Origin of the sequence: Citrobacter amalonaticus (assembly GCF_018323885.1) — a bacterium.
Taxonomy (GTDB): domain Bacteria; phylum Pseudomonadota; class Gammaproteobacteria; order Enterobacterales; family Enterobacteriaceae; genus Citrobacter_A; species Citrobacter_A amalonaticus.
This window is the reverse complement of sequence record NZ_AP024585.1, coordinates 217,308-243,375: the sequence shown is the minus strand read 5'-3', so window position 1 is coordinate 243,375 and position 26,068 is coordinate 217,308. Positions and strand designations below refer to the sequence as shown.

The following is a 26,068-nucleotide window of genomic DNA, read 5'->3' as shown; positions in this document are numbered from 1 at the left end:
CGGAAAGGCCGATGTTACAAGGCTTCTTGCTCGCCAAATCGATTCACATGCTAAATCTGATACGTTTTAATTTCAATGTTAGGTTTATTTCTGAGCTTTCGCTAGTAAACTGATAAACAGATAAAATAGCGACCCGAGGAACGCTGTGGACCCTGTATTTTCAATTGGCATCTCATCATTATGGGATGAACTACGCCATATGCCAGCCGGCGGAGTCTGGTGGGTTAACACCGATCGCGTTGAAGACGCTATCAGCCTGGCGAATCAAACGATTGCCTTTCAGACCGAGACGGCAAAAGTCGCGGGCATTTCCATGGGCAGCGATCCCGGTAAGATATTCAAATTAGATGAATCTCACGGTCCGGAAAAAATTCAGTTATTTTCCATGCCAAATTCGGAAAAGGGTCTACAATTTATGACCCGCGATTTGCTGTGTTCCGTGGACCCGACGCATTACTTATTCATTCTTATTTGCGCAAATAACGGCTGGCAAAATATACCAGCTGAACGTTTGCGTCTGTGGCTGGATAAAATGAATAAATGGACGCGTCTCCATCACTGTTCTGTAGTGGTGCTTAACCCCGGCAATAATAACGATAAACAATTCTCTCTTTTAATGGGGGAATATCGCTCGCTTTATGGCCTCGCCAGTATGCGCTATCAGGGCGATCAGCATTTGTTTGATATTGCCTTCTGGTGTAATGAAAAAGGGGTTAGCGCTCGTCAGCAACTCACCGTCCGCCATCATGAAGGGCAGTGGGAACTGGTGCAAAAAGAAGAGGCAGAAATCCAGCCCCGTAGCGATGAAAAGCAGATCCTGAGTAATGTCGCCGTGCTGGAAGGGGCGCCGCCACTCTCCGAGCACTGGAAATTATTCGATAATAATGAAGCTTTATTCAATGAGGCGCGTACCGCACAGGCGGCAACGTTGATCTTTTCGCTTCAGCAAAACAGCCAGATTGAGCCCCTGGCACGGAGCATCCATACTCTGCGTCGCCAACGCGGAAGCGCGCTGAAAATCCTTGTGCGGGAAAACATCGCCAGCCTGCGCGCCACCGACGAACGCCTGCTATTAGGCTGCGGTGCCAATATGGTGATTCCGTGGAACGCGCCACTCTCGCGCTGTCTGACGCTGATTGAAAGCGTTCAGGGTCAGCAATTTAGTCGCTACGTGCCGGAAGATATCACGACGCTGTTGTCGATGACCCAGCCGATGAAACTGCGCGGTTTCCAGAAATGGGACGTGTTCTGTGAAGCGGTAAATAACATGATGAGCAACACCCTGCTGCCTGCCGACGGGAAAGGGGTGATGGTGGCGCTGCGGCCCGTTCCGGGTATCCGCGTTGAACAAGCCTTAACGATGTGTCGCCCGCACCGTACCGGCGATATCGTCACTATTGGCGGCAACCGCCTGGTGCTGTTCTTGTCGTTTTGCCGCGTCAACGATCTCGATACCGCGCTCAATCATATCTTCCCACTCCCGACCGGCGATCTCTTCTCTAACCGCATGGTCTGGTTTGAAGATAATCTCATCAGCGCTGAGCTGGTGCAGATGCGCTTACTGGCGCCAGAACAGTGGGGACAACCGTTGCCGCTGACCCAAAACGTGAAACCCGTCATCAATGCCGAGCATGACGGCAAGACGTGGCGGCGTATTCCACAACCGCTACGCTTACTGGACGATGAAACGGAGCACTCATCATGATGACTATCAGCGATATCCTGCAAATCATCGTTGTTTGTGCACTGATTTTCTTCCCGCTGGGGTATCTGGCGCGCCATTCACTGCGCCGGATCAGCAATACGACCCGGCTGTTATTTGCAAAACCTCGTTATGTTAAACCGGCCGGAACATTGCGCCGCACGGTGATTTCCAGGGCAACGAAAAAATGACTCAACAAACACAAAACGCATCACTGCCTTCACCTCTCTGGCAATACTGGCGCGGTCTTTCTGGCTGGAACTTCTATTTTCTGGTCAAGTTCGGCCTGCTCTGGGCGGGCTATCTGAATTTTCACCCGCTGCTGAATCTGGTCTTTATGGCCTTCCTGCTGATGCCGATTCCGCGTTACAGCCTGCATCGCATGCGTCACTGGGTCGCCATTCCGATCGGTTTTGCTCTGTTCTGGCACGACACCTGGCTGCCAGGTCCGGAAAGTATTATGAGCCAGGGCTCGCAGGTGGCAGGCTTTAGCACGGACTATTTACTCGATCTTGCCACGCGCTTTATCAACTGGCAGATGATTGGCGCCATGTTTGTCCTGTTGGTCGCGTGGCTGTTTTTATCACAATGGATTCGGGTTACCGCTTTCGTGGTGGCGATTCTGGTCTGGCTGAACGTCCTGACGCTGGCGGGTCCGAGTTTCTCTTTGTGGCCGGCGGGTCAACCGACGACCACGGTGACCACCACGGGCGGTACGGCAGCAGAAACGGTCGCGACCGCTGGAGGAGCACCGGTCGTTGGTGATATCCCGGCACAAACCGCACCGCCGACCTCGGCGAATCTCAACGCATGGTTGAATACGTTCTACAATGCGGAAGCGAAGCGCAAAACGCCTTTCCCATCAGCGCTCCCTGCCGATGCGCAGCCGTTTGAACTGTTAGTCATCAATATCTGCTCACTCTCCTGGTCCGATATTGAAGCCGCAGGGCTGATGTCGCACCCGCTGTGGTCGCACTTTGATATCCAGTTTAAACACTTCAATTCCGCCACGTCGTACAGCGGCCCGGCGGCGATTCGCCTGCTACGCGCCAGCTGCGGACAGCCCTCGCACACGAACCTGTATCAACCCGCAGGCAATGAATGCTATCTGTTTGATAACCTGTCAAAACTGGGCTTTACGCAGCACCTGATGATGGGCCATAACGGCGAATTCGGCGGCTTCCTGAAAGAGGTTCGTGAAAATGGCGGCATGCAGGCTGAACTGATGGATCAGAAAGGCTTACCTGCGCCGCTGCTGGGCTTTGATGGTTCCCCGGTGTATGACGACACCGCCGTGCTACAGCGCTGGATGGAAACCACGGAAAAAGATAAGGACTCCCGTAGCGCCACTTTCTACAACACCCTGCCGCTCCACGACGGTAACCACTATCCCGGCGTCAGTAAAACGGCGGATTACAAAGCGCGCGCACAGAAATTCTTTGATGAACTGGATGCGTTCTTCACCGAGCTGGAGAAATCGGGTCGTAAGGTCATGGTGGTTGTCGTACCGGAACACGGCGGCGCGCTGAAAGGCGACAGAATGCAGGTCTCTGGCCTGCGTGATATTCCGAGCCCCTCGATCACCAACGTCCCGGCTGGCGTGAAATTCTTCGGCATGAAAGCGCCGCATCAGGGTGCGCCGATCGTCATTAATCAGCCAAGTAGCTATCTGGCCATTTCTGATCTGGTGGTACGCGTGCTTGACGGTAAGATCTTCTCCGAAGACAGCGTGGACTGGGCAAAACTCACCAGCAACCTGCCACAAACGGCTGTGGTCTCGGAAAACGCCAACGCGGTGGTTATCCAGTATCAGGACAAACCGTACGTCCGTCTGAATGGCGGCGACTGGGTGCCATATCCGCAATAACGAACCAGGCCGCAAGGATCGCCCTTGCGGCCTGGTTCGGGCGCATGTTGCCACTGCGGCAGGCAGACGCCCATCAGCGCATTACTTCCTGCTACGTAGCCAGTTCACAACCATACCCGCAATGATACCGGCAATGGCTGGAGCCGCTATACCCTAAATAATTCGAGTTGCAGGAAGGCGGCAAGGGAGTGAATCCCCAGGAGCTTTCTCTGGTAAGTGACTGGGGTGAGCGAGCGCAGCTAACGCACCTGCAACTTGAAGTATGACGGGTATAAATCATGCCAGAAAGCCATGCCTGGCTGAGTCAACGCCATATCGCCGCCTGTGTTGCAATGGCAACCGTTCGCGGCTATCGTTGAGGTGCAAGGTAAGCCCCCGCAACGCTGCGCCTCACCGGGAAACACCGGCTTACCGCCGATTCTACGATAACCCGCCAGGCCCGACATCCAACATGCTTTCGCTTTGCGCGACGCCTCGCAATCAGCCAACTGGCAGAGACCTACACTCTTCTGTAGAATTGCGTCCCCTCGCGGTCATCAAGCCGTGACGGCACTTTTTGGCAGGGGACTCCATGCAGCACGACACATCACCACTTTCCGATCACCGCGTATCCGGCAAACCGGCGTCGCAGAGTTTACCGTTTACCCGCTACGATTTTGGCTGGGTGTTGCTGTGCATCGGCATGGCGATTGGCGCAGGAACGGTATTAATGCCGGTGCAGATTGGGTTAAAAGGCATCTGGGTCTTTATTACTGCCTCTTTGATTGCCTATCCGGCCACCTGGATCGTGCAGGATATCTACCTGAAAACGCTCTCCGAGAGCGAAACCTGTAACGACTATACCGATGTCATCAGCCATTACCTGGGGAAAAACTGGGGCGTCTTCCTTGGCGTGATCTACTTCCTGATGATTATCCACGGCATATTTATTTACTCGCTTTCCGTGGTGTTCGACAGCGCGTCGTACATTCGCACCTTCGGTCTGACTGACGCCGACCTTTCGCAGTCATTGATCTACAAGGTGGCAATTTTTGCGGCGCTGGTGGCGATCGCCTCCGGCGGCGAGAAGTTGCTTTTTAAAATCTCCGGCCCAATGGTGGTGGTGAAAGTCGGTATCATCGTGGTGTTTGGACTGGCGATGATCCCACACTGGAACCTGAGCAATATCACCGCTTTCCCGCAAGCTTCGGTATTCTTTCGCGATGTGTTGCTCACCATTCCGTTCTGCTTCTTTTCGGCAGTCTTCATTCAGGTTCTTAATCCGATGAATATTGCCTATCGCAAACGTGAAGGGGATAGACTCCTGGCAACCCGCATGGCGATTCGCACGCACCGTATCAGCTATATCACACTCATTGCGGTGATCCTGTTTTTCTCCTTCTCGTTTACCTTCTCCATCACCCACGAGGAGGCGGTCTCCGCCTTTGAGCAAAACATTTCGGCGCTGGCGTTAGCCGCACAGGTTATTCCAGGCCCGATTATCCACATCACCTCGACGGTGCTGAATATCTTTGCGGTGCTGACGGCGTTCTTTGGGATCTACCTGGGGTTCCACGAGGCGATGAAGGGCATCATTTTGAATGTACTGGGGCGCATCGTTAACGTCGGAAATATTCCTCCGCGCATCATTACGCTGGGCATTTGCGCGTTTATTGTCACCACGCTGGTGATTTGGGTTTCGTTCCGCGTCTCCGTGCTGGTGTTCTTCCAGCTCGGCAGCCCGCTGTACGGGATCGTCTCCTGCCTGATTCCGTTCTTCCTGATTTATAAAGTCAGCCAGTTGGAAAAACTGCGCGGCCTGAAAAGCTGGCTGATTTTGCTGTACGGCGTTTTGCTCTGTTTGTCGCCGCTACTGAAGCTGATCGAGTAAATGCCTTACCTGGCCTACGGTAATTTGTAGGCCAGGTAAGGCGAAGCCGCCATCCGGCACTTTTGTCAGATCGCTGTCTTCTGCGGGTTCTCATCCTGGTCAACCGCAAAACAGGCGACCAGTTGACCGTCGTAGTCTTTCAACTGCGGCTGCAACTGGGTGCAGGGGCCGAAGCGACGACGGCAGCGGGCGTTGAAGGCGCAACCCGGCGGCGGATTCAGCGGGCTGGGCAGCTCGCCGGTCAGTTTGATGCGCTCGCGGCGTTCGTCTGGATTCAGACGCGGCGTGGCGGAGAGCAGTGCCTGGGTATACGGGTGACGCGGATTATTGAAGATCTGATCCTTCGTCCCCTTCTCCACACAACGGCCTAAGTACATCACCATCACTTCATCCGCAATGTGTTCGACGACCGACAGGTCGTGGGAGATAAAGACGTAGGACAGCCCCAGTTCCTGCTGCAAATCCATCATCAGGTTCAGCACCTGCGCACGGACAGAAACATCGAGCGCAGAGACCGGTTCATCGGCAATCACCACATCCGGATCGAGCATCAGCCCACGGGCAATGGCGATACGCTGGCGCTGACCGCCGGAGAACATGTGCGGATAGCGATCGTAATGCTCGGTTTTCAGCCCCACTTTCGCCATCATCGCCAGCGCTTTTTCACGGCGCTGCTCTTTGCTCAGCGAAGTGTTGATCAGCAGCGGCTCTTCCAGAATCTGACCCACTTTCTTACGCGGATTCAGTGAACCATACGGGTTCTGGAACACAATCTGGATTTTCTGCCGACGCAGTTTCTGCGCATGCGGATCGTGCTTAAGCAGATCCTGTCCCTGGTAATACAGTTCACCGCCGGTCGGCGTTTCAATCATCGTCAGCAGACGGCCAAGCGTGGATTTCCCGCAGCCGGATTCGCCCACTACCGCCAGCGTTTTGCCGCGTTCAAGGGTAAAAGAGACCCCATCGAGCGCTTTCACCAAACGTTCAGGGGAGAAAATTCCCTTCTTCACCGGGTAGTGTTTTTTCAGGTCGATCGCCTGCAACAGCGGTTGTTGCGAGGTGGCCTCATGCGTACTCATAGTGTGGGCCTCCCGGCATCATCGAGTGGGTAATGACATTTCGACTGACGACCGCCATCCAGCAGGGCCAGTTCAGGTTCTTCACTGCGGCATTTGTCCGTTGCATAGGGGCAACGCGGGTTCAGCAGACAGCCCAACGGGCGGTCATATTTCCCCGGCACCACGCCAGGTAGTGAGGCCAGTCGCGCTTTATCCTGAGCAAACTCCGGCAACGCGCGCAGCAACGCCTGGGTGTAAGGATGACGCGGTGCGCGGAAAATATCGTGCGCCGCCCCCGTTTCCACCACCTGACCGGCGTACATGACAATGATTTTGTGCGCGGCTTCCGCCACCAGCGCCAGGTCATGAGTGATGAGCACCAACGCCATGTTCTCTTTCTGCTGCAGTTCCAGCAGCAGCTCGATGATTTGCGCCTGGATGGTCACGTCCAGCGCCGTCGTCGGTTCATCGGCAATCAACAGCTTCGGTCGACAGGCAATTGCCATCGCGATCATCACGCGCTGGCTCATCCCACCGGAAAGCTGGTGCGGATACACGTCCAGACGCGAGGCCGGATCGGGGATCCCCACCTGGTTCAGCAGGTCAATCGCCCGCTGACGACGGGTTTGCTTGTTACCGCCCTGATGCACCTTGATCGCTTCCATAATCTGGAAACCGACGGTGTAGCACGGATTCAGGCTGGTCATCGGGTCCTGGAAAATCATCGCCACTTCGGCGCCAACCAGATTACGGCGCTCTTTCTCAGAAATACGCTTCAGGTCCTGGCCGTTGAACAGCAGATTTTCCGCCATCACGCGGCCTGGATAATCAATCAGCCCCATAATCGCCAGCGAACTGACCGATTTTCCTGAGCCTGACTCACCGACAATACCAACCACTTCGCCCTGATTCACACTGTAGCTGATGCGGTCTACGGCGCGAAATTCGGAACCAACATCGCCGAAATGCACCGATAATTTATCTACATTTAATAACGCCATCTCGAACCTCTTACTGCTTCAGTTTGGGATCGAGCGCGTCACGCAGACCGTCACCCATCAGGTTAAATGCCAGCACCGTCAGCAGGATCGCCAGACCCGGGAAGGTCACGACCCACCAGGCGCTTTGTGCGAACTGCAACACATCAGCGAGCATGGTGCCCCACTCCGGTGTTGGCGGTTGCGCACCCATGCCCAGGAAGCCAAGCGCGGCCATATCGAGAATGGCGTTAGAGAAACCGAGCGACGCCTGAACGATCAGCGGCGCAAGGCAGTTCGGGAAGATGTTGATGAACATCTGGCGCATCGCGCCGGCCCCCGCCACGCGGGAAGCGGTCACGTAGTCGCGGTTGACCTCCACCAGCACAGCGGCGCGCGTCAGTCGCACATAGTGAGGCAGCGCCACGAACGTCAGTGCCAGCGCGGCGTTACCAATCGAGGGACCGAAGACCGCCACCAGCACCAGCGCGAGCAGCAGGCTCGGCAGCGCCAGCATGATATCGACGATACGCATAATGATGTTATCAACGATGCCGCCGAAATACCCGGCCACAAGGCCCAGCACGACGCCCATCACCAGCGACAGCACCACCACCAGACAGCCCACCAGCAACGACAGACGCGCGCCATACATCAGGCGCGACAGGATATCGCGGCCCACGTCGTCAGTTCCCAGCAGATGCGCCAGCGTGCCGCCTTCCTGCCAGGCCGGCGGTGCCAGCAGGGTATCGCGGAACTGGTCAGCCGGGTTATACGGCGCCAGGAAGTTGGCGAATACCGCAATCAGGATCATGATCGCGACGTACACCAGCCCCACCACAGCGCCCTTGTTGCGTTTAAAATAGTGCCAGAACTCCTGCATCGGCGTCATCGGCACCGGCGCAGCAATAACTTTATTTTCAGTAACCTGTGACATGATGGCCCCTTACTTCTTATGACGAATACGCGGGTTCACCACGCCGTACAGCAGGTCGACCAGCAGGTTGACGAGAATAATCATCGTCGCCACCAGTAACACCCCACCCTGCACAACCGGATAATCGCGACGTTGCAGCGCATCAATCAGCCAGCGCCCAAGGCCAGGCCACGAGAAAATGGTTTCGGTCAGAATGGCGCCCGCCAGCAGCGTTCCCACCTGTAGACCAATCACGGTCACCACCGGCAGCATGGCGTTACGCAACGCGTGAATAATGATGACGCGCATACGCGTCAACCCTTTGGCACGCGCGGTACGGATGTAATCTTCGCCCAGCACTTCCAGCATTGATGAACGAGTCATTCGCACAATCACTGCCAGAGGGATGGTGCCAAGCACCATCGCGGGCAGGATCATATGCACCACAGCATCAATAAAGTTGCCCTCTTCACCCCAGATTGCGGTGTCGATCAGCATAAAACCGGTCAACGGGTTCGAGTCATCAAGGAACACCATGTCGCTCACGCGCCCGGAGACGGGGGTCAGGTTGAGCTGCACGGAGACCAGCATGATCAGCATCATGCCCCACCAGAAGATCGGCATGGAATAGCCGGTCAGCGCCAGGCCAACAGCAGTATGATCGAAAATGGAACCGCGCTTAACGGCGGCCAGCACGCCCACGGGAATCCCCACGGCGGTAGCGAAAATCATGGCGCAGACACCCAGTTCCAGCGTCGCTTTAAAGCGAGGCACGAACTCGTCCCACACCGGTAAACGGCTTTTCAGCGAGATACCTAAATCACCATGCATAACCCCCCAGATGTAATGGAGGTACTGCTGCCACATCGGCTTATCGAGACCGAGTTCAGCCAACAGTTGAGCATGACGCTCAGGGGAGATACCACGCTCACCTGCCATGATCATTACCGGATCGCCGGGGATCATATGGACAAAAGCAAAGGTGAGAAGAGTGATACCGATAAACGTGGGGATGACGAGTCCCAAACGTCGGAGAATGAACTGCAACATAACCCGGATTCTCTCTAATGACACACGGCCTGGAACCGTGAGTCTGTATTGCTCACAAATCTTATCCCCTCCTCAATGAGAAGGGGATAAAGCATTACTGCCGGGTGGCGCTACACGTACCGACTTAACAGTGTGTAGCGCTTACCTGGCGTTGCTTTTATTATTCGATAGAGACGTTTTCGAAGTGGTGTTTACCTAATGGATCAACCACGTAGCCTTTGACTTCTTTACGCACTGGCTCGTACACGGTGGAGTGAGCCACGATCAGCGCCGGAGCCTGATCGTGCATCACGACCTGAGCCTGTTTGTAGAGTTCAATACGCTTGTTGTGGTCGTCGGTCGCACGCGCCGGTTGAATCAGATCTTCAAACGGCTTGTAGCACCAGCGAGAGTAGTTGGAACCGTCTTTCGCCGCCGCGCAGCTGAACAGGGTCGCGAAGAAGTTATCCGGATCCCCATTGTCGCCGGTCCAGCCCATCATTACCGCCTGATGCTCACCCGCTTTGGCGCGTTTCAGATACTCGCCCCACTCGTAGGTCACAATCTTGGCCTGAACGCCAATCTTCGCCCAGTCGGCCTGAACCATCTCAGCCATACGGCGAGCGTTCGGGTTGTACGGACGCTGTACTGGCATTGCCCACAGCTCAACGGTAAAGCCTTTATCCTGACCGGCTTCTTTCAGCAGGGCTTTCGCTTTCTCAGGATCGTAGGTGTAGTCTTTAACGTCGTCGTTATAGCCCCACATGGTTGGCGGGATCAGGTTCTTCGCCGCAACGCCTGCACCCTGATAAACGGCTTTGATGATCGCGTCTTTGTTCACCGCGTAGGTCAGCGCCTGACGTACTTTGACGTCATCAAACGGTTTCTTCTCGGTATTGAAAGAGAGATAGCCGACGTTCAGACCCGCCTGCTCCAGCAGGTTGATGTTTTTATCCTGCTTCATGCGCGCGATGTCAGCCGGGTTCGGGTACGGCATCACCTGGCATTCGTTCTTCTGCAGTTTGGCGTAACGCACGGAAGCGTCAGGCGTAATAGAGAAGACCAGACGGTCGATCTGCGGCTTAGTGCCCCAGTAACCTTCGAACGCTTTGTAGAGAATACGAGAGTCTTTCTGGTACTGCTGCAGCTGGAACGGACCGGTACCGATTGGGTTCAGGTCCACTTTTTCCGGCGAGCCAGCTTTCATCATATTGTCGGCATATTCTTTAGAAAGAATAGAGGCAAAGTCCATCGCCAGGTCAGCGAGGAACGGCGCTTCAGGACGCGTCAGCACGAACTGAACTGTGTTATCGTCCACTTTCTTCACTTCACTGATCAGGTCTTGCAGGCCCATGCCTTCAAAGTATTCATAGCTGCCGCCAGAGACTTTGTGGTACGGGTTCTGTGCGTTTTTCTGACGATCGAAAGAGAACACCACGTCATCGGCGTTGAAATCACGCGTCGGTTTGAACTCTTTATTGTCCTGCCACTTCACGCCCTGACGCAGGTGGAAGGTGTAGGTTTTACCGTCTTCACTGATTTCCCACTTTTCAGCGAGGCCCGGAATAACTTCCGTGGTGCCGGTTTTGAATTCAACCAGACGGTTATAGATAGGTACTGAGCTGGCGTCATAGGTTGTGCCAGAGGTAAACAGCTGCGGGTTGAACCCTTCAGGTGAACCTTCTGAACAATAAACCAGAGTTTTAGCTTGTACACTTGCTGCGACAGTCATAGCCACAAGGCTCAGACCAAGCTTCAGCATCCCTGACTTCTTCAAGGAAATACTCATTCTTCTGCTCCAAATGTGATGTTGTTGTTTTACCCTTTGCAGTGGGTTTGCACCGCCTGGCCTTTTTTGTTTTTTAACCGGCTGGGTCGGCGTTAAGAGGTGGGGATTCCGTTCACATAAACGACTGAGTAGCAGCGCGGATTCTCCATGAAATGCCCCTCATGCCCTACAATCTGTCAACAGAATGTGAAAACGTCAATACAGGTATCCATGATTTACAACAACGGTGAGAATTCGCAAACAAAGATTAAAAAAACTTCAGGCGGGTATTTTCAGCAGAGAAATTTATGCTACGCCCAGAACACCAGAATAAACACCTTAATATTTCGCAACATTTGGTGATTAACAATCGTGCAGAATATGAAAAATTTCTGACGAAATGCTGCATATCTGAGCGATAAATCCCACGAACGTTAAAACGCACAGCGGAAAATGCTAGCGCCAGCCATAAGTAACGCAAAAAAAGATTCATGCATAGATAAAAAAAGACAATGGAATATGTCACAAAACCGTTAACAAATAGTGAGAAGTGATGCGCACTTTTTTGTTGATGTTCCGCAAGAATGGATATTTACCTGATGATGCGATTTCGTAGGCGGGATAAGGCGAATGCCGCCATCCGGCAGTGTGCACCGAATGCCTGATGGCGCTTCGCTTATCAGGCCTACAAAAGCAAAAAACCCTGCTCGTTGAGCAGGGTTTTGAATTTGGTCGGTGATAGAGGATAACTCGCCACGTCGTGGCTCGCCCTGCGGGCCGTTGCTATCGCAACGTTCTCTCGCTCCGCTCGAGTCGAACCTCTTCCCCCGGAGGTTCTCATCCTCTCAGGCGCTGAATGCAAAAAACCCTGCTCGTTGAGCAGGGTTTTGAATTTGGTCGGTGATAGAGGATAACTCGCCACGTCGTGGCTCGCCCTGCGGGCCGTTGCTGTCGCAACGTTCTCTCGCTCCGCTCGAGTCGAACCTCTTCCCCCGGAGGTTCTCATCCTCCCAGGCTTCGAATGCAAAAAACCCTGCTCGTTGAGCAGGGTTTTAAATTTGGTCGGTGATAGAGGATTCGAACCTCCGACCCCTTCGTCCCGAACGAAGTGCGCTACCAGGCTGCGCCAATCACCGAATGCGGGGCGCATCTTACTGCGCAGGTGCGCCCCCGTCAATCCCTTAGTATCAAAATGCCCTTTGATCGGCGAGAAAGTCGTCAGCCCGCTTACTGCGCGACGTTTTTCTGTCCGTCAGGGAGATGACACCAGTTGTTGTTCTCATTAATTCCGCCATTCGGCGAGGTATAACCGAGACAACCCATGATGGTGTCGTACAGCTCCACATGACGGCGCGGCACCTTCATTTCCGCTTCCTTCTTCAGGTGCGCAAACGCCTGGGCGTTGGCCGGGTTCTCCAGGTATTTATCAGACATCCAGACCATCATCGGCACGCGGAACTGCTCCGGTGGCGCCATCTTACGTGGCGTACCGTGCAGGTGCTCGCGCTCATTGATTGACTCACCGTGGTCGGCAGCGTAAAACACAATCGCTTTCTTATCGCGTACCTGATCAATCACCGTGTCGATAAAATGATCGACGTAGGTAATCGAGTTATCGTATGAATTAATCATCAGGTCTTTTGGGCACTTACGATCGATAGCGTAACATTCCGGCTTCCACTGAGCGAACTCGCGCGGATAACGCTGAGTGTAGTTGTAGTGAGAGCCCTTAGTGTGCAGCACAATCAGATGCTTACCCTGCGGGTTTTCCTGCAGCGAACGATCAACCTCATTGACCAGCAGCATGTCATCCACGGCTTTACCCCGGTTACGCGGCTCAGCAGCAATCTGTTCGCGATAGGCAATGTTGTCGGCCATCGTGTTGCTGTAAAACCACATTTCACTCTGCATCGCGTAGAGATCGGAACTAAAGCCTAACTGCTTGAGCACCGCAAAGACGTTTTGCTCTTTCAGCGTACGCTGTGGGTTGTCTTCGGCCCCACCCTGACGAACGAACATACAGCGCAGCGACAGTTTCGTCGCGGTATCGCAGGAATAACCACGATACATCACGACGTTCTTCTCTTTGGCAAGCTTCGGCGTGGTGTCGCGTTCATAGCCTAACATTCCCATATGATCCCAGCGTGTAGTTTCACCAATAATGAAAATCACGTAAGTGTCATCCAGGTTCTGTGTCGGGGTATAGGTGAATTTCTTCGCCGGGTTGATGAGCGATTTGTTATCCGATGATTCATCCACCTGCGCCCAGGCATACAGGCCCAGTGCAGACAGCCAGTTTGACGGCAGATAAGAGTTCGCCAGTACGCCGCCGTAACTCGGCATATCGACACCGGCAATACGATCGGCACGCTTCTGATGCATCTCCAGAAGACGAATTGGCACCCAGACCAGCAGCCCCGCCATCAGCACAATCAGCGCGCTGCGCCAGCGCACTTTTGGCGTGCAGAGCTGACGCCAGAAGGTATCCGTCGAGCGGTTAAACCAGATGAAGATCAGCGGGAGAAGACTCACCGCCACCAGCCAGAGGACAAACGTCCAGCCGACCACCTCTTTGGAGAGATCGATATCCGTGGTCATGACCGAGGCAACGATGCCGTAACCGATCATCACGTTCATAAAGGTCATGTAATAACTTGCGCCCGCTGAAATCAGCACCAGCAACGAAGCCAGAACACGCCACACCGTCCTGCCCATCAGTGACAGGAGTCGTAAAAAGAAGAACGTTGCCAGCACAGTGCCAGCCAGTTCAACCACCGCGGAGATTCCATTCCAGAGGGTAAAGTCTTGCGCGTAACCGTCAAACCGACGGAGGTAAACCGCGCCATTCATAAACAGACCGATATAGATCGCGAGCAAAAAACTCAGCTTTTGCTGCGACATCGACGTAATGTATCTCATGCAAGCAAGCCCTGGAAATCGAGGGGTTAACACAGCCTGCGCAACGGCGACATCCGCCGGGCAGGTGAAATTGCGAAGGTAGTCAAATAGTAAAATCGACACGCGCGGCTAAGTAGACCACAAGCAGCAAAGAAAGTGGCAACAGAGAATGTGATCGAAAGAGATATTTACAAAAAATCAAGTTTGAAAGCAGACTATTCACAGCAGATATAACAAAAAAAGGCCAGCTCATCGGCTGGCCTGTAGAAAATCTTACCGGATATCAGGCGTGTGCCATTTCCAGCACCTCGCGTTTTGGCTGACGAATGGTGGTGGAGAGCGCCAGTGAGAGAATCAACAATGCAAAGATGACACAGAAAGTCACGTAGAACCCACCGAACAGCGACGCGATAATCGAACCGCAGATGCTGCCAATCCCAAAGCCGAGATAAATCACACCATAATTTTTCGCCAGATTGTTCAGACCGAAGAACTCGCTGACCAGTGACGGGAAGACGGTGATCGTCCCGCCAAAGTTAAAGGCGATGCAGGCAATGGCAGCAAAGAAAGTCAGCGCATTCAGCGGCGCAAACAGCAGAGCGGCCATCCCCACCAGCGACACCACCTGACCAATGGTGATCACACGGATACGGGCAATTTTATCGGACAGGATCCCCAGCACCAGACGGCCGGAGAGGTTAGCAATAGAAATCACCGTCACCGCATTGGCCGCCGACGCCACGTCCATATGCGCCAGCCCCTGAGCGATATCTTTCGCCACGCCAATCACATACAGTCCGCTCATGCACGCCGTCAGGAACATCACCGCCAGCATCCAGTACTGCGGTTTACGCATAGATTGTGCCAGGGTGTAGTCGTTTTCTACAACACCATTTTGCGTTTTGACCTCCTGATTCGGCGCATCTTTCATTAGCGTAGAGCCGAAGACAATCATCACCAGCACAATCGCGCCCCAAATCACAAAGGTGTTTTCCAGACCAACGGTTGCCAGAAGTTGGCTGTCGATAAATTTGAAACCCAGGCTTCCCAGACCATAAGAACCAATGGCAAAGGCAGAAATTAGCCCTTTACGCTCCGGGAACCACTTCACGCAGTTGGACAGTGTTAACAGATAGCCCGCGCCATCGGCCAGGCCTACCAGCACGCCTGCGCTCAGCCACAGCATCATCAGGTTACTGGAGTGCGCGGTCAGGAAGAAACCCAGCCCGAGCAGAATACCGGACGCCATGGTGACGCGCTTCACGCCAAAACGTTCCTGTAACTTCCCGGCGACAGAAGAGGAGATCGCCAGACCTAAGCTCAACAGGCCGAAGGAAAAAGCCACCTGGCTGACGGGTTCACCCAGTTTTTCTGAAAGCACGCCATTAAACAGGCTCCAAGTATACACAGAACCTAAGGCGAATTGCGTAATGATGGTACCGATAAGGGTCAACCAACGGGTGCGCTGATACGATGCGGTTTTCATGGCAGTCTTCCTGCATAAGCAAAAGGGATAAATTCTCTGCCAACAACCATAACGAAATGCATTTTATGCAGGGAAAAAACGGCATGAAGTGCCATCAGAACGGAATGAAATGCCTGGAATGCGGAATGAATGACGAGACAAAAATTCATTGAATGAATTTTTTCCCGGTCAGTTAGTGCCTACTATCGCCACAAACACTGTTATCACTGCGTTTAAATTGTAAATTGCAGGTTAAAACCTGGCACTTACCCCCATCGTGTAGAGGTAGTCGGTACTGTTGGCGGTATTTTCCGCCTGCGAGAGCGCAGCATAAGCCGCCATGTGCTGATTGAGCAGCATATCTGCGCCTACCGTCACGTCCATCCAGTTGTTGTCCTGAGTGGTCGCCGTCATTCGACTGAGTCCCGACTGCGCCTTCCAGATATTTTCGCCAAACTGCTGGTTATAGCTGATTTGCGCCCACGGTCGCAGATCGCCAAACTGCGAATTCACCCGCCAGCCCAGCGTACTGACACTGGCATGCCATAACGGGTCGGGCGACTGGCTGACCACGCTATCGCCAAATTCGTTATAAATAGCGGGCGTGGTGCCATCGTAATGTAATGCCGCCACCGGTCCGGTCGTGATGTCGCCAGAGACGGGAAAATTCCAGCCCATACTCATGCCGCTGGTGGCCTCCGTGGGTGAAGCTTGCTCAAGATTCACCGCCAGACCCGGCACAGTTTGTGTCGTCCGGATACGTTCCGCCAGAATGTCGTCATAGCGCGGTTGGTGATCGCTGTCCCATGTATAGCGTTCAGTCGTATATCCAGGCGTATTATCAACGATATATTCTTGCTGCCAGGCACGGGCTGTGTTGATGTAAAGCGAACAAACTACGACGCTCGCCAGGAGAATAATTTCCCGGCGACCACTGCATTTTTTTATCATCATCAATGCGACTCCAGAAGAGAGCCGAAATCGGCGATATTATTGTCATTGTAATTAAGGATGACAGGCGAAAGCCCTGTATTAAATATTGTCTTTTTCGCGGGAGCGTCAAGGCACCCGGAACGATATTTTTATGGCAAGTCAAAGAGCGAGGGAAGTATGGAACGTTGCGGTTGGGTCAGTCAGGACCCCCTTTATATTGCCTATCATGATAACGAATGGGGCGTACCCGAGCACGACGGTAAAAAACTGTTCGAAATGATCTGTCTGGAAGGCCAACAGGCTGGCCTTTCGTGGATCACCGTCCTCAAGAAACGCGAGAATTATCGCACTAACTTCCACCAGTTCGATCCCATCCGCGTGGCAGCCATGCAGGAAGACGATGTGGAAAGACTGCTGCTTGATGCCGGGATCATCCGCCATCGGGGGAAAATTCAGGCCATCATCGGCAATGCCCGGGCATACCTGGCGATGGAGCAAAACGGCGAACCGTTTGCCGACTTCGTCTGGTCATTCGTGGATAACCAGCCACAAATCACCCGCGCCGCCGCGTTGGGCGAAATCCCGACCTCCACGCCCGCCTCCGACGCCCTGTCGAAAGCGTTAAAAAAACGGGGATTCAAGTTCGTCGGCACCACTATTTGCTACTCCTTCATGCAGGCCTGCGGACTGGTCAATGACCACATCACCGGCTGTTTCTGTCATCCAGGAGATAAACATGATTCGCGAGTTTCATAGTGCTGACATGACGCCATTGCTGGCGTTGTGGTTGGAAAGCACCATCTATGCGCATCCTTTTATCGCAGAACGCTACTGGCATGAGAGCGAGGCAGTGGTGCGCGATGTTTACCTGCCCGCCGCCAGAACCTGGGTCTGGGAGGAAGACGAGGCGCTGAAAGGGTTTGTGAGCGTCATGGACGGGCGTTTTTTAGGGGCGTTGTTTGTCGCCCCGGATGCGTTACGTAGCGGGATAGGGAAAGCGCTGGTACAGCATGTTCAGCAGTGTTTTGACGTGCTGAGCCTTGAGGTATACCAAAAAAACCAGAACGCGGTGAATTTCTACCACGCGCTGGGCTTTCGTATCGAAGACAGCGCATGGCAGGAAGATACCCAGCATCCCACCTGGATTATGGGCTGGCGGGCGGAGTAAACGCCGTAAGCGTAAGCGCTGGCCCGCTGTATTTCTCCAGCCACGCCAGCGCGGTATTGCCCGCGCAGCCGTTCCCCAGACGCGAACTGGGCAGGTCTTTGGTCAGCACATTCACCGCGCCGTTTTTACAGATGCCTCCCGCGGCAGGGTCAAGGTCCGGCCATGCCCCTTCATGAATGCAGATAACACCAGGTTTGATACCGTCAGTGACCACGGCGCCTGCAAGGATCTGACCACGGTGATTCCAGATGCGTACCACATCACCGTCACGGATTCCGCGCGCCTGAGCATCCTGCGGGTGAATCGTCACCGGCTCACGATCTGCCACCGCATACCGTTCACGCAGGTGACTGTAGTTAAGCTGGCTGTGCAGACGATGCGCCGGGTGCGCCGACACAATCTGTAGTTGCTCCGGTTCGGCGTTGCCGTGCCACTCATCCGGTTCCAGCCACATCGGGTGTCCGGGGCAATCTGCATAGCCGTAACCGGCAATTCGCTGTGAGTAAATCTCGATCTTACCGCTGTCGGTTTTCAGCGGATGCGCGTCCGGGTCACGACGAAAATCCGCAAAGCGGATAAACTGCGCATTGACCGGATTTTCCGGCATTTCAATCAGTTGATTCGCTTCCCAGAATTCGGCAAACGGCGGCAGCGTCACCTGCTGGCTGGCCCCGCGCTGCCCGGCAATCGTATAAAACGTCTCCAGCCATTCCAGTTCGCTCTTCCCTTCGGTAAAGCGTTGATAACCGCCCGCTTCCCAGCGTTCGCTCAGCGCGGCAAAAACATCGAAATCATTGCGCGCTTCGTACTGCGGCGGCACGACCTGCTTCATGGGCACCAGATGCTGGTTACTGTAATCCCCGGTCATGGTGAGATCGTTACGCTCAAAGGAAGTGGTTGCCGGCAACACAATATCAGCGTGCTTCGCGGCAGCGGTCCAGAAGCATTCCGAGATGACCACCAGCTCCGGTTTTTGCCAGGCGCGAATCAGTCGGTTGGTGTCCTGGTGATGGGTAAAATTCGCCCCACCCGCCCACCAGATGAAGCGGATATCCGGGAAGTGGCGGTTCATCCCGTTATGCTGATACGGCGCGCCGGGGTTTTCCAGCGCTTCCACAATGCGCGCCACCGGGATTTTCTCCACCGCGTCGGTCCCGCCTTGCAGGCTGCCCTGCATTGACGCCAGCACCGCAGAACGGCGGGTCGGATTCCCCCCGTTAGCAAAGTGATAGGAAAGACCAAAACCACCGCCAGGTATGCCAGGCTGGCCCAGCATGGCGGACAGGGTGACAATCATCCAGTGCTTTTGTTCGCCAAACTGCTGGCGTTGCATGCCCCAACCGGCCATCAGCATAGTGGTATTTTTATGGAACAATTCTGCCAGTTCACGGATTTTCGCCGCCGGAACGCCGCAAATCGGGTCCGCCCACTCTGCCGTTTTGGCAATACCGTCGCTCACGCCCAACAGATAGTCTGAAAAGACCTCATAGCCCGTGGTACAGCGGGCAAGAAACGCCTCGTCATGCCAGCCATGTTCTACCAGCGTATGCGCGATGCCAAGCATCAGCGCCACGTCAGTCCCCATGTGCGGCGCAATCCATTCCATTTTGTCGCCAAAGAAATCAACGGTTTCCGATCGCATGGGATCAATGCAGATCAGCCGTTTCCCGCTTTCGCGCAGCGCGTCAAAGTAAGGGATCCCCTGTTCATCCGACGCATTCCAGGCAATTTTCAGGGTATTCAGCGGGTTGGCACTCCATAACACCACCACCTCGCTGTGTTCGAGAATCACCGGCCAGCTGCTTTGCTGCTGGTAAACCTCGCTACCGCCCACCACGTACGGCATGATGGCCTGCGCCGCGCCGGTAGAATAGTCGCCCAGATGTCCGGTATAGCCGCCCGCCAGCGCCATATAACGTTGTAATAACGTCGCCGACTTGTGCAGAACACCGTTGGAACGCCAGCCGTAAGAACCGGCAAAAATGGAGGCGGGGCCATACGTATCGCGAATGCGTTTATGCTGCGCATGAATCAACGCCAGCGCCTCGTCCCAGCTCACACGCACAAACTCATCCTGCCCGCGCACACCCTGCGGTTGTTCCGGCGAAGCCAGAAACCCTTTTCGTACCATCGGATAGCGTACCCGGCTTTGACTGTGCACCTGATCGCGAACCGCGCTTTGCAGCGAATTGGGATGCGAAGTGGGCAGCGCCCCCCGGGAGGAGAGCACTGTTTCTCCGTCCGTTTCGACAAGTATTGGCCCCCAATGGGCGGCGGTTAACACCGAATAATGCGTCGTCAAGCCAGGCGCTCCTGCAGATGAGATGATGTATTACGGCGTTCAATGTTACTTACAAATTTCAGAGAGATCCCTGGAATTTTCTTCATCTACACACGTCATAATCAACCGCCACGGTCGCTGTGGCAAAAAATAAGAATGTCATTAAGGAATTAAGATGAAGAAACGTGTTTTAGTCATTGCCGCTATCGTGAGCGGCGCCCTGGCGGTTTCTGGCTGCACAACCAACCCTTACACCGGCGAACGCGAAGCGGGTAAATCTGGCATTGGCGCAGGCATTGGATCGCTGGTGGGCGCGGGTATCGGCGCTCTCTCCTCGTCGAAGAAGGATCGCGGTAAAGGCGCACTGATTGGTGCCGCGGCAGGGGCAGCGCTCGGCGGCGGCGTCGGTTATTACATGGACGTCCAGGAAGCAAAACTGCGCGACAAAATGCAGGGAACCGGCGTAAGCGTGACGCGAAGTGGCGATAACATCATTTTGAATATGCCGAATAACGTCACCTTTGATAGCAGCAGCGCGACCCTGAAACCGGCAGGTGCCAACACGTTGACCGGCGTGGCGATGGTACTGAAGGAATACGAAAAAACCGCCGTCAATGTGATCGGGTATACCGACAGCACCGGCGGCCAGGATCTGAACATGCGTCTGTCACAGCAGCGTGCGGACAGCGTGGCCAGCGCACTGATCACCCAGGGCGTTGCCGCCAACCGCATCCGCACCAGCGGCATGGGTCCGGCAAATCCGATCGCCAGCAACAGCACGGCGGAAGGGAAAGCCCAGAACCGTCGTGTCGAAATTACGTTAAGTCCGATTCAGTAACGATTGTGCCGGGTGGCGGCATTGCCTTCCCCGGCTTTAAACCCACCAACAGGCCCGGTAAGCGTAGCGTCGCCGGGTCTTTTCGCGCTAAGGTATGCTCACCCAAAGCAAGGAATTCAGCGATGAGCAAATCAACACGCCCCACCATCAGCGATGTCGCGAAAGCGGCAAAAACCGGTAAAACCAGCATTTCACGTTATCTCAACGGCGAAAAACACCTGCTTTCCGATGCCCTGCTGGCGCGTATTGAAAAAGCCATTGCCGATCTCGACTATCGCCCCAGCCTGATGGCTCGTGGCCTGAAACGAGGTCGCACCCGTTTGATTGGCCTGATCATTGCCGATATCACCAACCCCTATTCCGTCCACGTGTTAAGCGGTATCGAGGCCGCCTGTCGCGAGAAAGGCTTTACTCCACTGGTCTGTAACACCAATAACGAGGTGAACCAGGAATTGCACTATCTCGATCTGCTGCGCAGTTATCAGGTCGAAGGTATTGTGGTCAACGCCGTGGGGATGCGTGAAGAGGGGTTGAATCGCCTGCAACAGTCCGCGTTGCCGATGGTACTGATCGATCGCAAAATCCCTGACTTCGCCTGCGACGTCGTCGGGCTGGACAACACTCAGGCCGCCACCACCGCCACCGAACACCTGATTGAACAAGGCTTTGAAGCACTGCTGTTTCTCAGCGAACCGCTGGGGATGGTCAATACCCGTCGTGAACGTCTGAGCGCCTTTCGGGCAACACTGGCACGTTATCCGGGCGTTGTCGCCGAAAACGCCGAAGTTCCGCTTTCCGAGAATACGCAACTCGATAACACCTTACGCCAGTTCCACCAGCAGCATCGCGGGATGCGCAAGGCAGTGATTTCCGCTAACGGTGCGCTCACCCTTCAGGTCGCCCGTTCACTGAAGCGCATTGGCCTCAACTGGGGCAGCGATATTGGTCTGTTGGGGTTCGATGAGCTGGAATGGGCCGAACTGGCAGGGGTCGGGATCACGACCCTGAAACAACCCACGTGGCAGATTGGTTATGCCGCTGTCGAACAAGTGGTTCGTCGGATTGAAGGCGGCAGCGACGCCATTCATGAACAGGTTTTCTCCGGCGAGCTGATCGTTCGCGGCTCCACTGCCCGTTAATTTTCCTTCGTGATGGTGATCATAATTTCGACACATCATGCTTTCCTTTGGAACCGGTTCCATCTAGCGTAATCACATTAGCGTGAGTTCTGGAGTTCCTATGCAAAGAAAACTGATAGTGGTCACCGCTGCCTATGGCCACGACACTGTCCGCGCTGCCGGCGGACAAACCGCGATGCTGCCTATCATTGCCGGTGCAGGTGCAGACGGCGTCGAAATTCGCCGCGAACTGTTTACTGACGCTGAGCTCAGCGCCCTGTCCACACTGGCGTCAGCCATCGAATGCTTCGATCTGCTGGCCTGCTATTCCGCGCCACAACCGCTGTTCATGGACGATGGCCGCCTCAATCTACAACTGCCGTCACTGCTTCAGGAAGCGCAAACGCTGCGCGCGCTATGGCTGAAGGTTTCGCTGGGCCATTTTGTCCACGCAGAACAATTTGACACCCTGCGCGACTGGCTGGAAAGCAGCGGTATGGCGCTGGTAGTCGAGAACGACCAGACCGCCTGCGGACGACTGGCCCCCATGCAACGTTTTAACGCCGCCTGTCAGCAACATGCGCTGCCTGTACACCTGACGTTTGATATGGGCAACTGGCTGTGGGTAGGCGATTCGCCGGAAGAGGCCGCTCATCAACTGGCGAAGTCAGTGGGTTATGTTCACGTTAAAGCCGCCACCGCGCACCACGACAGCTATCGCGCCGTTCCCCCGGACCAGGCAGAGCCCCGCTGGCTCGACCTGCTCAAGTTGTTGCCCACCGACGTTCCGCGCGGCATTGAATTCCCGCTGGAAGGGGCCGATCTGACTGCGGTTACCCGCCACTACGTCGATTTGTTACGTAAGGAGTAAGGCATGAAGCATTCACTGGATGTCATCACAATCGGCGAAGCGATGGCGATGTTTGTAGCAACGCAGACCGGCGATCTGGCCGAGGTTGAGCAATTTATCAAGCGTGTTGCCGGTGCCGAACTGAACGTTGCCACCGGCCTGGCACGACTGGGACTGAAAGTCGGCTGGGTGAGCCGCGTAGGTAACGACAGCTTTGGTCGCTTTGTTCTCAACTCACTGAAAAAAGAGGGGATTGATGCGCAGGGAGTCACCCTGGATGAGCGCTACGCAACCGGCTTTCAGCTAAAATCTAAAGTTGAAAATGGAACCGATCCCATTGTGGAGTATTTCCGTAAAGGATCCGCCGCCAGCCATCTGTCCGTTGCGGACTACCACGACGCGTATTTCTCCAGTGCCCGTCATCTGCATCTGAGCGGCGTCGCTGCGGCGCTTTCCCCCAGTTCCTATGAACTGCTGGCGCACACGGCGCGCACGATGAAAGCCCAGGGCAAGACACTCTCATTTGACCCCAACCTGCGTCCGGTGCTGTGGAAAAGTGAAGCCGAGATGGTTGAGAAACTGAATCGTCTCGCATTCCAGGCCGACTGGGTATTACCGGGCCTGAAGGAAGGGATGATTTTAACCGGACAACAGACACCAGAAGGGATTGCGGATTTCTATCTTCGTCACGGCGTGAAAGCCGTGGTGCTGAAAACAGGCGCAGACGGCGCCTGGTATAAAACCGCCGACGGCGAAAAAGGCAGCGTTGCCCCGGTCAAAGTGGACAACGTAGTCGATACGGTCGGTGCCGGCGATGGCTTTGCCGTCGGCGTCATCAGCGCCTTACTGGAAGGTCGTACGCTGTCGCAGGCCGTCACACGCGGCAACAAAATTGGCGCACTGGCCATTCAGGTGCAGGGCGACAGCGAAGGCTTACCCACACGTGAAACGTTAGGCGAATAACCTTACGTAATGATAACAGCCCCCTGTACCCTACAGACAGCGGCGGCAGAAACAACAGAGGTTGATTATGGCAAACTCAACAAATGCAGCAAAACGCTGGTTGTACATCATGCCTATCGTGTTCATCACGTATAGCCTGGCGTATCTTGACCGTGCAAACTTCAGCTTCGCGTCCGCCGCGGGCATTAACGAAGACCTTGGCATCACCAAAGGGATCTCATCCCTGCTCGGCGCCCTGTTCTTCCTCGGCTATTTCTTCTTTCAGATCCCCGGCGCGGTGTATGCCGAACGCCGGAGCGTGCGCAAACTGATTTTTGTCTGCCTGATTTTATGGGGCGGTTGCGCGTCGCTGACCGGGATGGTCAGCAATATCCCGGCGCTGGCCGCTATTCGCTTTATTCTCGGGGTAGTGGAAGCCGCTGTTATGCCAGCGATGCTGATTTACATCAGTAACTGGTTTACGAAGTCGGAGCGTTCGCGAGCAAATACCTTCCTGATCCTCGGTAACCCGGTGACGGTCCTGTGGATGTCAGTGGTGTCTGGTTACCTGATCCAGGCGCTCGGCTGGCGTGAGATGTTCATCATCGAAGGGGTTCCCGCCATTCTGTGGGCCTTCTGCTGGTGGGTGCTGGTGAAAGACAAACCGGCGCAGGTCGGTTGGCTGACCGAGTCAGAAAAAACGGCGTTGCAAACGCAACTCGAACAAGAGCAGCAGGGGATTAAGGCTGTACGCAACTACGGCGAAGCGTTCCGCTCCCGTAATGTGATCCTGTTATGCATGCAATATTTCACCTGGAGTATTGGCGTCTACGGCTTCGTGCTGTGGCTGCCATCAATCATCCGCGAAGGCGGCGCGAATCTGGGAATGGTCGAAGTGGGCTGGCTCTCTTCTGTCCCGTATCTGGCAGCCACCGTGGCGATGATTATCGCCTCCTGGGCCTCGGATAAATTACAGAACCGTAAGCTGTTCGTCTGGCCTCTGCTGCTGATTGCCGCGTGCGCTTTTATCGGTTCCTGGGCCGTCGGCGCGAATAACTTCTGGGCCTCTTATACCCTGCTGGTGATTGCCGGTGCGGCGATGTACGCCCCGTATGGCCCGTTTTTCGCCATCATTCCGGAGATGTTGCCGCGCAACGTTGCCGGTGGCGCAATGGCGCTAATCAACAGTATGGGCGCGCTGGGCTCGTTCCTCGGCTCGTGGTTTGTCGGTTACCTCAACGGCGCCACCGGCAGCCCGTCCGCCTCGTACATTTTTATGGGGGTGGCGCTTTTCGCCTCAGTATGGCTAACTTTAATTGTTAAGCCTGCTAATAATCAGCACGTCCCGGTTGGCGCACGCCACGCGTAAACTTTCACTCATGGAGAGTCATATGAAGCCGTCCATTATTCTCTACAAAGCGTTACCTGACGATTTACTGCATCGCCTGGAAGAACATTTCACCGTCACCCAGGTGCCGGACCTGAGCCCGCAGACGGTTGAACAACACGCGCAAGCCTTTGCCAGTGCTGAAGGTCTGCTGGGCTCCAGCCAAACCGTCGATACCGCGCTGCTGGAGAAAATGCCGACGCTCCGCGCAACCTCAACGATCTCCGTGGGGTATGACAATTTCGATGTGGATGCGCTGAACGCACGTAAGGTACTGCTGATGCATACGCCCACCGTGCTGACGGAAACCGTTGCCGATACGATCATGGCACTGGTGCTATCGACCGCTCGCCGCGTTGTGGAAGTGGCCGAGCGCGTGAAGGTCGGCGAATGGACCTCCAGCATTGGTCCTGACTGGTTTGGTATTGATGTGCACCACAAAACGCTGGGGATTGTCGGGATGGGACGCATTGGTCTTGCGCTGGCACAGCGCGCCCACTTCGGCTTCAACATGCCGATTCTCTACAACGCCCGCCGCCACCATCAGGAAGCGGAAGAGCGCTTCAACGCCCGCTACTGTGACCTCGATACGCTGTTGCAGGAATCAGACTTTGTCTGCCTGATCCTGCCGCTGACCGACGAGACGCATCATCTGTTTGGCGCAGAGCAGTTCGCTAAAATGAAATCCTCTGCCATCTTCATTAATGCCGGACGTGGTCCGGTGGTCGATGAAAACGCGCTGATTGCCGCACTGCAACAGGGCGAAATACACGCTGCCGGTCTGGATGTGTTTGAGCAAGAGCCACTACCGGTTGATTCACCGTTGTTGTCGCTGAGTAACGTTGTGGCGGTACCACACATTGGTTCAGCCACCCACGAAACGCGCTATAACATGGCGGCCTGCGCGGTAGATAATCTGATTGATGCGCTGCAAGGAAAGGTCGAGAAGAACTGCGTGAACCCGCAGGTTGCGGGGTAACAAAAACAGCCGGGAGGCGCTA

The 26,068-nt window shown here is 54.9% G+C and carries 21 protein-coding genes, 1 tRNA gene, 2 other RNA genes and 1 pseudogene; 12 read left to right on the top strand and 13 right to left on the bottom strand.

Annotated features, from left to right (window positions below):
- Positions 1 to 145 precede the first annotated feature (145 nt).
- Genes bcsE through bcsG form a run of 3 tightly spaced genes read left to right on the top strand, consistent with a single transcriptional unit; the run spans position 146 to position 3,569 of the window.
- Positions 146 to 1,705: a cellulose biosynthesis c-di-GMP-binding protein BcsE gene (gene bcsE / locus KI228_RS01180; protein ID WP_061069348.1), complete on the top strand. Its 1,560-nt coding sequence runs from the start codon at positions 146 to 148 to the stop codon at positions 1,703 to 1,705.
- Positions 1,702 to 1,893 carry a cellulose biosynthesis protein BcsF gene (gene bcsF, locus KI228_RS01175; protein WP_042323160.1) on the top strand — a complete coding sequence of 64 codons (192 nt, stop codon included), beginning with the start codon at positions 1,702 to 1,704 and terminating at the stop codon, positions 1,891 to 1,893. Before bcsE ends, bcsF begins: the two co-directional genes overlap by 4 nt.
- Positions 1,890 to 3,569 carry a cellulose biosynthesis protein BcsG gene (gene bcsG / locus KI228_RS01170; RefSeq protein WP_044253740.1) on the top strand — a complete coding sequence of 560 codons (1,680 nt, stop codon included), beginning with the start codon at positions 1,890 to 1,892 and terminating at the stop codon, positions 3,567 to 3,569. The genes bcsF and bcsG overlap by 4 nt, the downstream gene beginning before the upstream one ends.
- 81 nt (positions 3,570 to 3,650) lie before the next feature.
- Here bcsG and KI228_RS01165 read toward each other — a convergent pair.
- Positions 3,651 to 3,719 (bottom strand): annotated as a pseudogene (locus KI228_RS01165) (type I toxin-antitoxin system toxin Ldr family protein); the annotation flags it as partial.
- Between the two features lie 421 nt (positions 3,720 to 4,140).
- On the opposite strand from KI228_RS01165, the gene KI228_RS01160 reads away from it, so the two are divergent.
- A complete protein-coding gene (locus KI228_RS01160) occupies positions 4,141 to 5,439 on the top strand; it encodes an SLC5/6 family protein (protein ID WP_042998552.1) in 1,299 nt (432 codons plus the stop codon).
- Between the two features lie 65 nt (positions 5,440 to 5,504).
- On the opposite strand, the gene dppF is transcribed toward KI228_RS01160, so the two are convergent.
- The 11 genes from dppF to KI228_RS01105 form a co-directional block, all read right to left on the bottom strand.
- Positions 5,505 to 6,518, bottom strand: a complete 1,014-nt coding sequence (gene dppF / locus KI228_RS01155) for a dipeptide ABC transporter ATP-binding subunit DppF (protein WP_042998553.1) — start codon at positions 6,516 to 6,518, stop codon at positions 5,505 to 5,507.
- Positions 6,515 to 7,498, bottom strand: a complete 984-nt coding sequence (gene dppD / locus KI228_RS01150) for a dipeptide ABC transporter ATP-binding protein (RefSeq protein WP_042998554.1) — start codon at positions 7,496 to 7,498, stop codon at positions 6,515 to 6,517. Before dppD ends, dppF begins: the two co-directional genes overlap by 4 nt.
- A 10-nt stretch (positions 7,499 to 7,508) precedes the next feature.
- Positions 7,509 to 8,411 carry a dipeptide ABC transporter permease DppC gene (gene dppC, locus KI228_RS01145; RefSeq protein ID WP_042998555.1) on the bottom strand — a complete coding sequence of 301 codons (903 nt, stop codon included), beginning with the start codon at positions 8,409 to 8,411 and terminating at the stop codon, positions 7,509 to 7,511.
- A 9-nt stretch (positions 8,412 to 8,420) separates the two neighbouring features.
- On the bottom strand, positions 8,421 to 9,440 hold the full coding sequence (dppB, locus tag KI228_RS01140; RefSeq protein ID WP_042998556.1) for a dipeptide ABC transporter permease DppB: 1,020 nt from the start codon (positions 9,438 to 9,440) through the stop codon (positions 8,421 to 8,423).
- Positions 9,441 to 9,600: 160 nt separating this feature from the next.
- Entirely contained in the window at positions 9,601 to 11,208 is a 1,608-nt protein-coding gene (dppA, locus tag KI228_RS01135) for a dipeptide ABC transporter periplasmic-binding protein DppA (RefSeq protein ID WP_044253744.1), read from the bottom strand.
- 708 nt (positions 11,209 to 11,916) lie between these two features.
- Positions 11,917 to 12,049, bottom strand: a non-coding RNA gene (locus KI228_RS01130) — RtT sRNA.
- 32 nt (positions 12,050 to 12,081) lie between these two features.
- Positions 12,082 to 12,214: non-coding RNA, RtT sRNA (locus KI228_RS01125), on the bottom strand.
- A 32-nt stretch (positions 12,215 to 12,246) separates the two neighbouring features.
- Positions 12,247 to 12,323 (bottom strand) — tRNA-Pro (locus KI228_RS01120).
- A 91-nt stretch (positions 12,324 to 12,414) separates the two neighbouring features.
- A complete protein-coding gene (gene eptB / locus KI228_RS01115) occupies positions 12,415 to 14,106 on the bottom strand; it encodes a kdo(2)-lipid A phosphoethanolamine 7''-transferase (RefSeq protein WP_058587423.1) in 1,692 nt (563 codons plus the stop codon).
- 262 nt (positions 14,107 to 14,368) lie between these two features.
- On the bottom strand, positions 14,369 to 15,571 hold the full coding sequence (locus tag KI228_RS01110) for an L-lactate MFS transporter (RefSeq protein ID WP_044253750.1): 1,203 nt from the start codon (positions 15,569 to 15,571) through the stop codon (positions 14,369 to 14,371).
- Between the two features lie 231 nt (positions 15,572 to 15,802).
- Positions 15,803 to 16,504: an autotransporter outer membrane beta-barrel domain-containing protein gene (locus KI228_RS01105; protein ID WP_061069349.1), complete on the bottom strand. Its 702-nt coding sequence runs from the start codon at positions 16,502 to 16,504 to the stop codon at positions 15,803 to 15,805.
- A 156-nt stretch (positions 16,505 to 16,660) separates the two neighbouring features.
- On the opposite strand from KI228_RS01105, the gene tag reads away from it, so the two are divergent.
- Positions 16,661 to 17,239, top strand: coding sequence for a DNA-3-methyladenine glycosylase I (gene tag, locus KI228_RS01100; protein ID WP_042998561.1), 579 nt, complete (start codon positions 16,661 to 16,663; stop codon positions 17,237 to 17,239).
- Positions 17,220 to 17,651 (top strand): N-acetyltransferase, encoded by a 432-nt coding sequence (locus tag KI228_RS01095; protein ID WP_042998562.1) that lies wholly within the window; start codon positions 17,220 to 17,222, stop codon positions 17,649 to 17,651. The genes tag and KI228_RS01095 overlap by 20 nt, the downstream gene beginning before the upstream one ends.
- Here the strand turns inward: KI228_RS01095 and KI228_RS01090 are convergent.
- Complete coding sequence (locus KI228_RS01090; protein ID WP_141227368.1) at positions 17,629 to 19,953, bottom strand: molybdopterin guanine dinucleotide-containing S/N-oxide reductase; 2,325 nt, start codon at positions 19,951 to 19,953, stop codon at positions 17,629 to 17,631. The genes KI228_RS01095 and KI228_RS01090 overlap by 23 nt on opposite strands.
- 154 nt (positions 19,954 to 20,107) lie before the next feature.
- Here KI228_RS01090 and KI228_RS01085 point away from each other — a divergent pair, with 154 nt between their 5' ends.
- The 6 genes from KI228_RS01085 (at position 20,108) to ghrB (ending at position 26,046) form a co-directional block, all read left to right on the top strand.
- Positions 20,108 to 20,770 carry an OmpA family lipoprotein gene (locus tag KI228_RS01085; RefSeq protein ID WP_042998563.1) on the top strand — a complete coding sequence of 221 codons (663 nt, stop codon included), beginning with the start codon at positions 20,108 to 20,110 and terminating at the stop codon, positions 20,768 to 20,770.
- A 122-nt stretch (positions 20,771 to 20,892) separates the two neighbouring features.
- Positions 20,893 to 21,909, top strand: a complete 1,017-nt coding sequence (locus tag KI228_RS01080; protein ID WP_042998564.1) for a LacI family DNA-binding transcriptional regulator — start codon at positions 20,893 to 20,895, stop codon at positions 21,907 to 21,909.
- A 100-nt stretch (positions 21,910 to 22,009) separates the two neighbouring features.
- Complete coding sequence (locus KI228_RS01075) at positions 22,010 to 22,759, top strand: sugar phosphate isomerase/epimerase family protein (protein ID WP_061069351.1); 750 nt, start codon at positions 22,010 to 22,012, stop codon at positions 22,757 to 22,759.
- A 3-nt stretch (positions 22,760 to 22,762) separates the two neighbouring features.
- A complete protein-coding gene (locus tag KI228_RS01070) occupies positions 22,763 to 23,701 on the top strand; it encodes a sugar kinase (protein ID WP_042998566.1) in 939 nt (312 codons plus the stop codon).
- Positions 23,702 to 23,768: 67 nt separating this feature from the next.
- A complete protein-coding gene (locus KI228_RS01065; RefSeq protein ID WP_044253759.1) occupies positions 23,769 to 25,049 on the top strand; it encodes an MFS transporter in 1,281 nt (426 codons plus the stop codon).
- 22 nt (positions 25,050 to 25,071) lie between these two features.
- Positions 25,072 to 26,046 carry a glyoxylate/hydroxypyruvate reductase GhrB gene (ghrB, locus tag KI228_RS01060; protein ID WP_044253762.1) on the top strand — a complete coding sequence of 325 codons (975 nt, stop codon included), beginning with the start codon at positions 25,072 to 25,074 and terminating at the stop codon, positions 26,044 to 26,046.
- Positions 26,047 to 26,068 lie beyond the last annotated feature (22 nt).

Bases quoted from the DNA above. Each gene is read 5' to 3' on its own strand.
- dppB (WP_042998556.1), bottom strand. From the start codon at position 9,440: ATGTTGCAGTTCATTCTCCGACGTTTGGGACTCGTCATCCCCACGTTT.
- dppD (WP_042998554.1), bottom strand. From the start codon at position 7,498: ATGGCGTTATTAAATGTAGATAAATTATCGGTGCATTTCGGCGATGTT.
- KI228_RS01080 (WP_042998564.1), top strand. From the start codon at position 20,893: ATGAGCAAATCAACACGCCCCACCATCAGCGATGTCGCGAAAGCGGCA.
- bcsG (WP_044253740.1), top strand. From the start codon at position 1,890: ATGACTCAACAAACACAAAACGCATCACTGCCTTCACCTCTCTGGCAA.
- ghrB (WP_044253762.1), top strand. From the start codon at position 25,072: ATGAAGCCGTCCATTATTCTCTACAAAGCGTTACCTGACGATTTACTG.
- eptB (WP_058587423.1), bottom strand. From the start codon at position 14,106: ATGAGATACATTACGTCGATGTCGCAGCAAAAGCTGAGTTTTTTGCTC.
- dppA (WP_044253744.1), bottom strand. From the start codon at position 11,208: ATGAGTATTTCCTTGAAGAAGTCAGGGATGCTGAAGCTTGGTCTGAGC.
- tag (WP_042998561.1), top strand. From the start codon at position 16,661: ATGGAACGTTGCGGTTGGGTCAGTCAGGACCCCCTTTATATTGCCTAT.
- dppC (WP_042998555.1), bottom strand. From the start codon at position 8,411: ATGTCACAGGTTACTGAAAATAAAGTTATTGCTGCGCCGGTGCCGATG.
- KI228_RS01160 (WP_042998552.1), top strand. From the start codon at position 4,141: ATGCAGCACGACACATCACCACTTTCCGATCACCGCGTATCCGGCAAA.
- KI228_RS01110 (WP_044253750.1), bottom strand. From the start codon at position 15,571: ATGAAAACCGCATCGTATCAGCGCACCCGTTGGTTGACCCTTATCGGT.
- KI228_RS01070 (WP_042998566.1), top strand. From the start codon at position 22,763: ATGAAGCATTCACTGGATGTCATCACAATCGGCGAAGCGATGGCGATG.
- KI228_RS01075 (WP_061069351.1), top strand. From the start codon at position 22,010: ATGCAAAGAAAACTGATAGTGGTCACCGCTGCCTATGGCCACGACACT.
- KI228_RS01105 (WP_061069349.1), bottom strand. From the start codon at position 16,504: ATGATGATAAAAAAATGCAGTGGTCGCCGGGAAATTATTCTCCTGGCG.
- KI228_RS01065 (WP_044253759.1), top strand. From the start codon at position 23,769: ATGGCAAACTCAACAAATGCAGCAAAACGCTGGTTGTACATCATGCCT.
- KI228_RS01085 (WP_042998563.1), top strand. From the start codon at position 20,108: ATGAAGAAACGTGTTTTAGTCATTGCCGCTATCGTGAGCGGCGCCCTG.
- bcsF (WP_042323160.1), top strand. From the start codon at position 1,702: ATGATGACTATCAGCGATATCCTGCAAATCATCGTTGTTTGTGCACTG.
- dppF (WP_042998553.1), bottom strand. From the start codon at position 6,518: ATGAGTACGCATGAGGCCACCTCGCAACAACCGCTGTTGCAGGCGATC.
- KI228_RS01095 (WP_042998562.1), top strand. From the start codon at position 17,220: ATGATTCGCGAGTTTCATAGTGCTGACATGACGCCATTGCTGGCGTTG.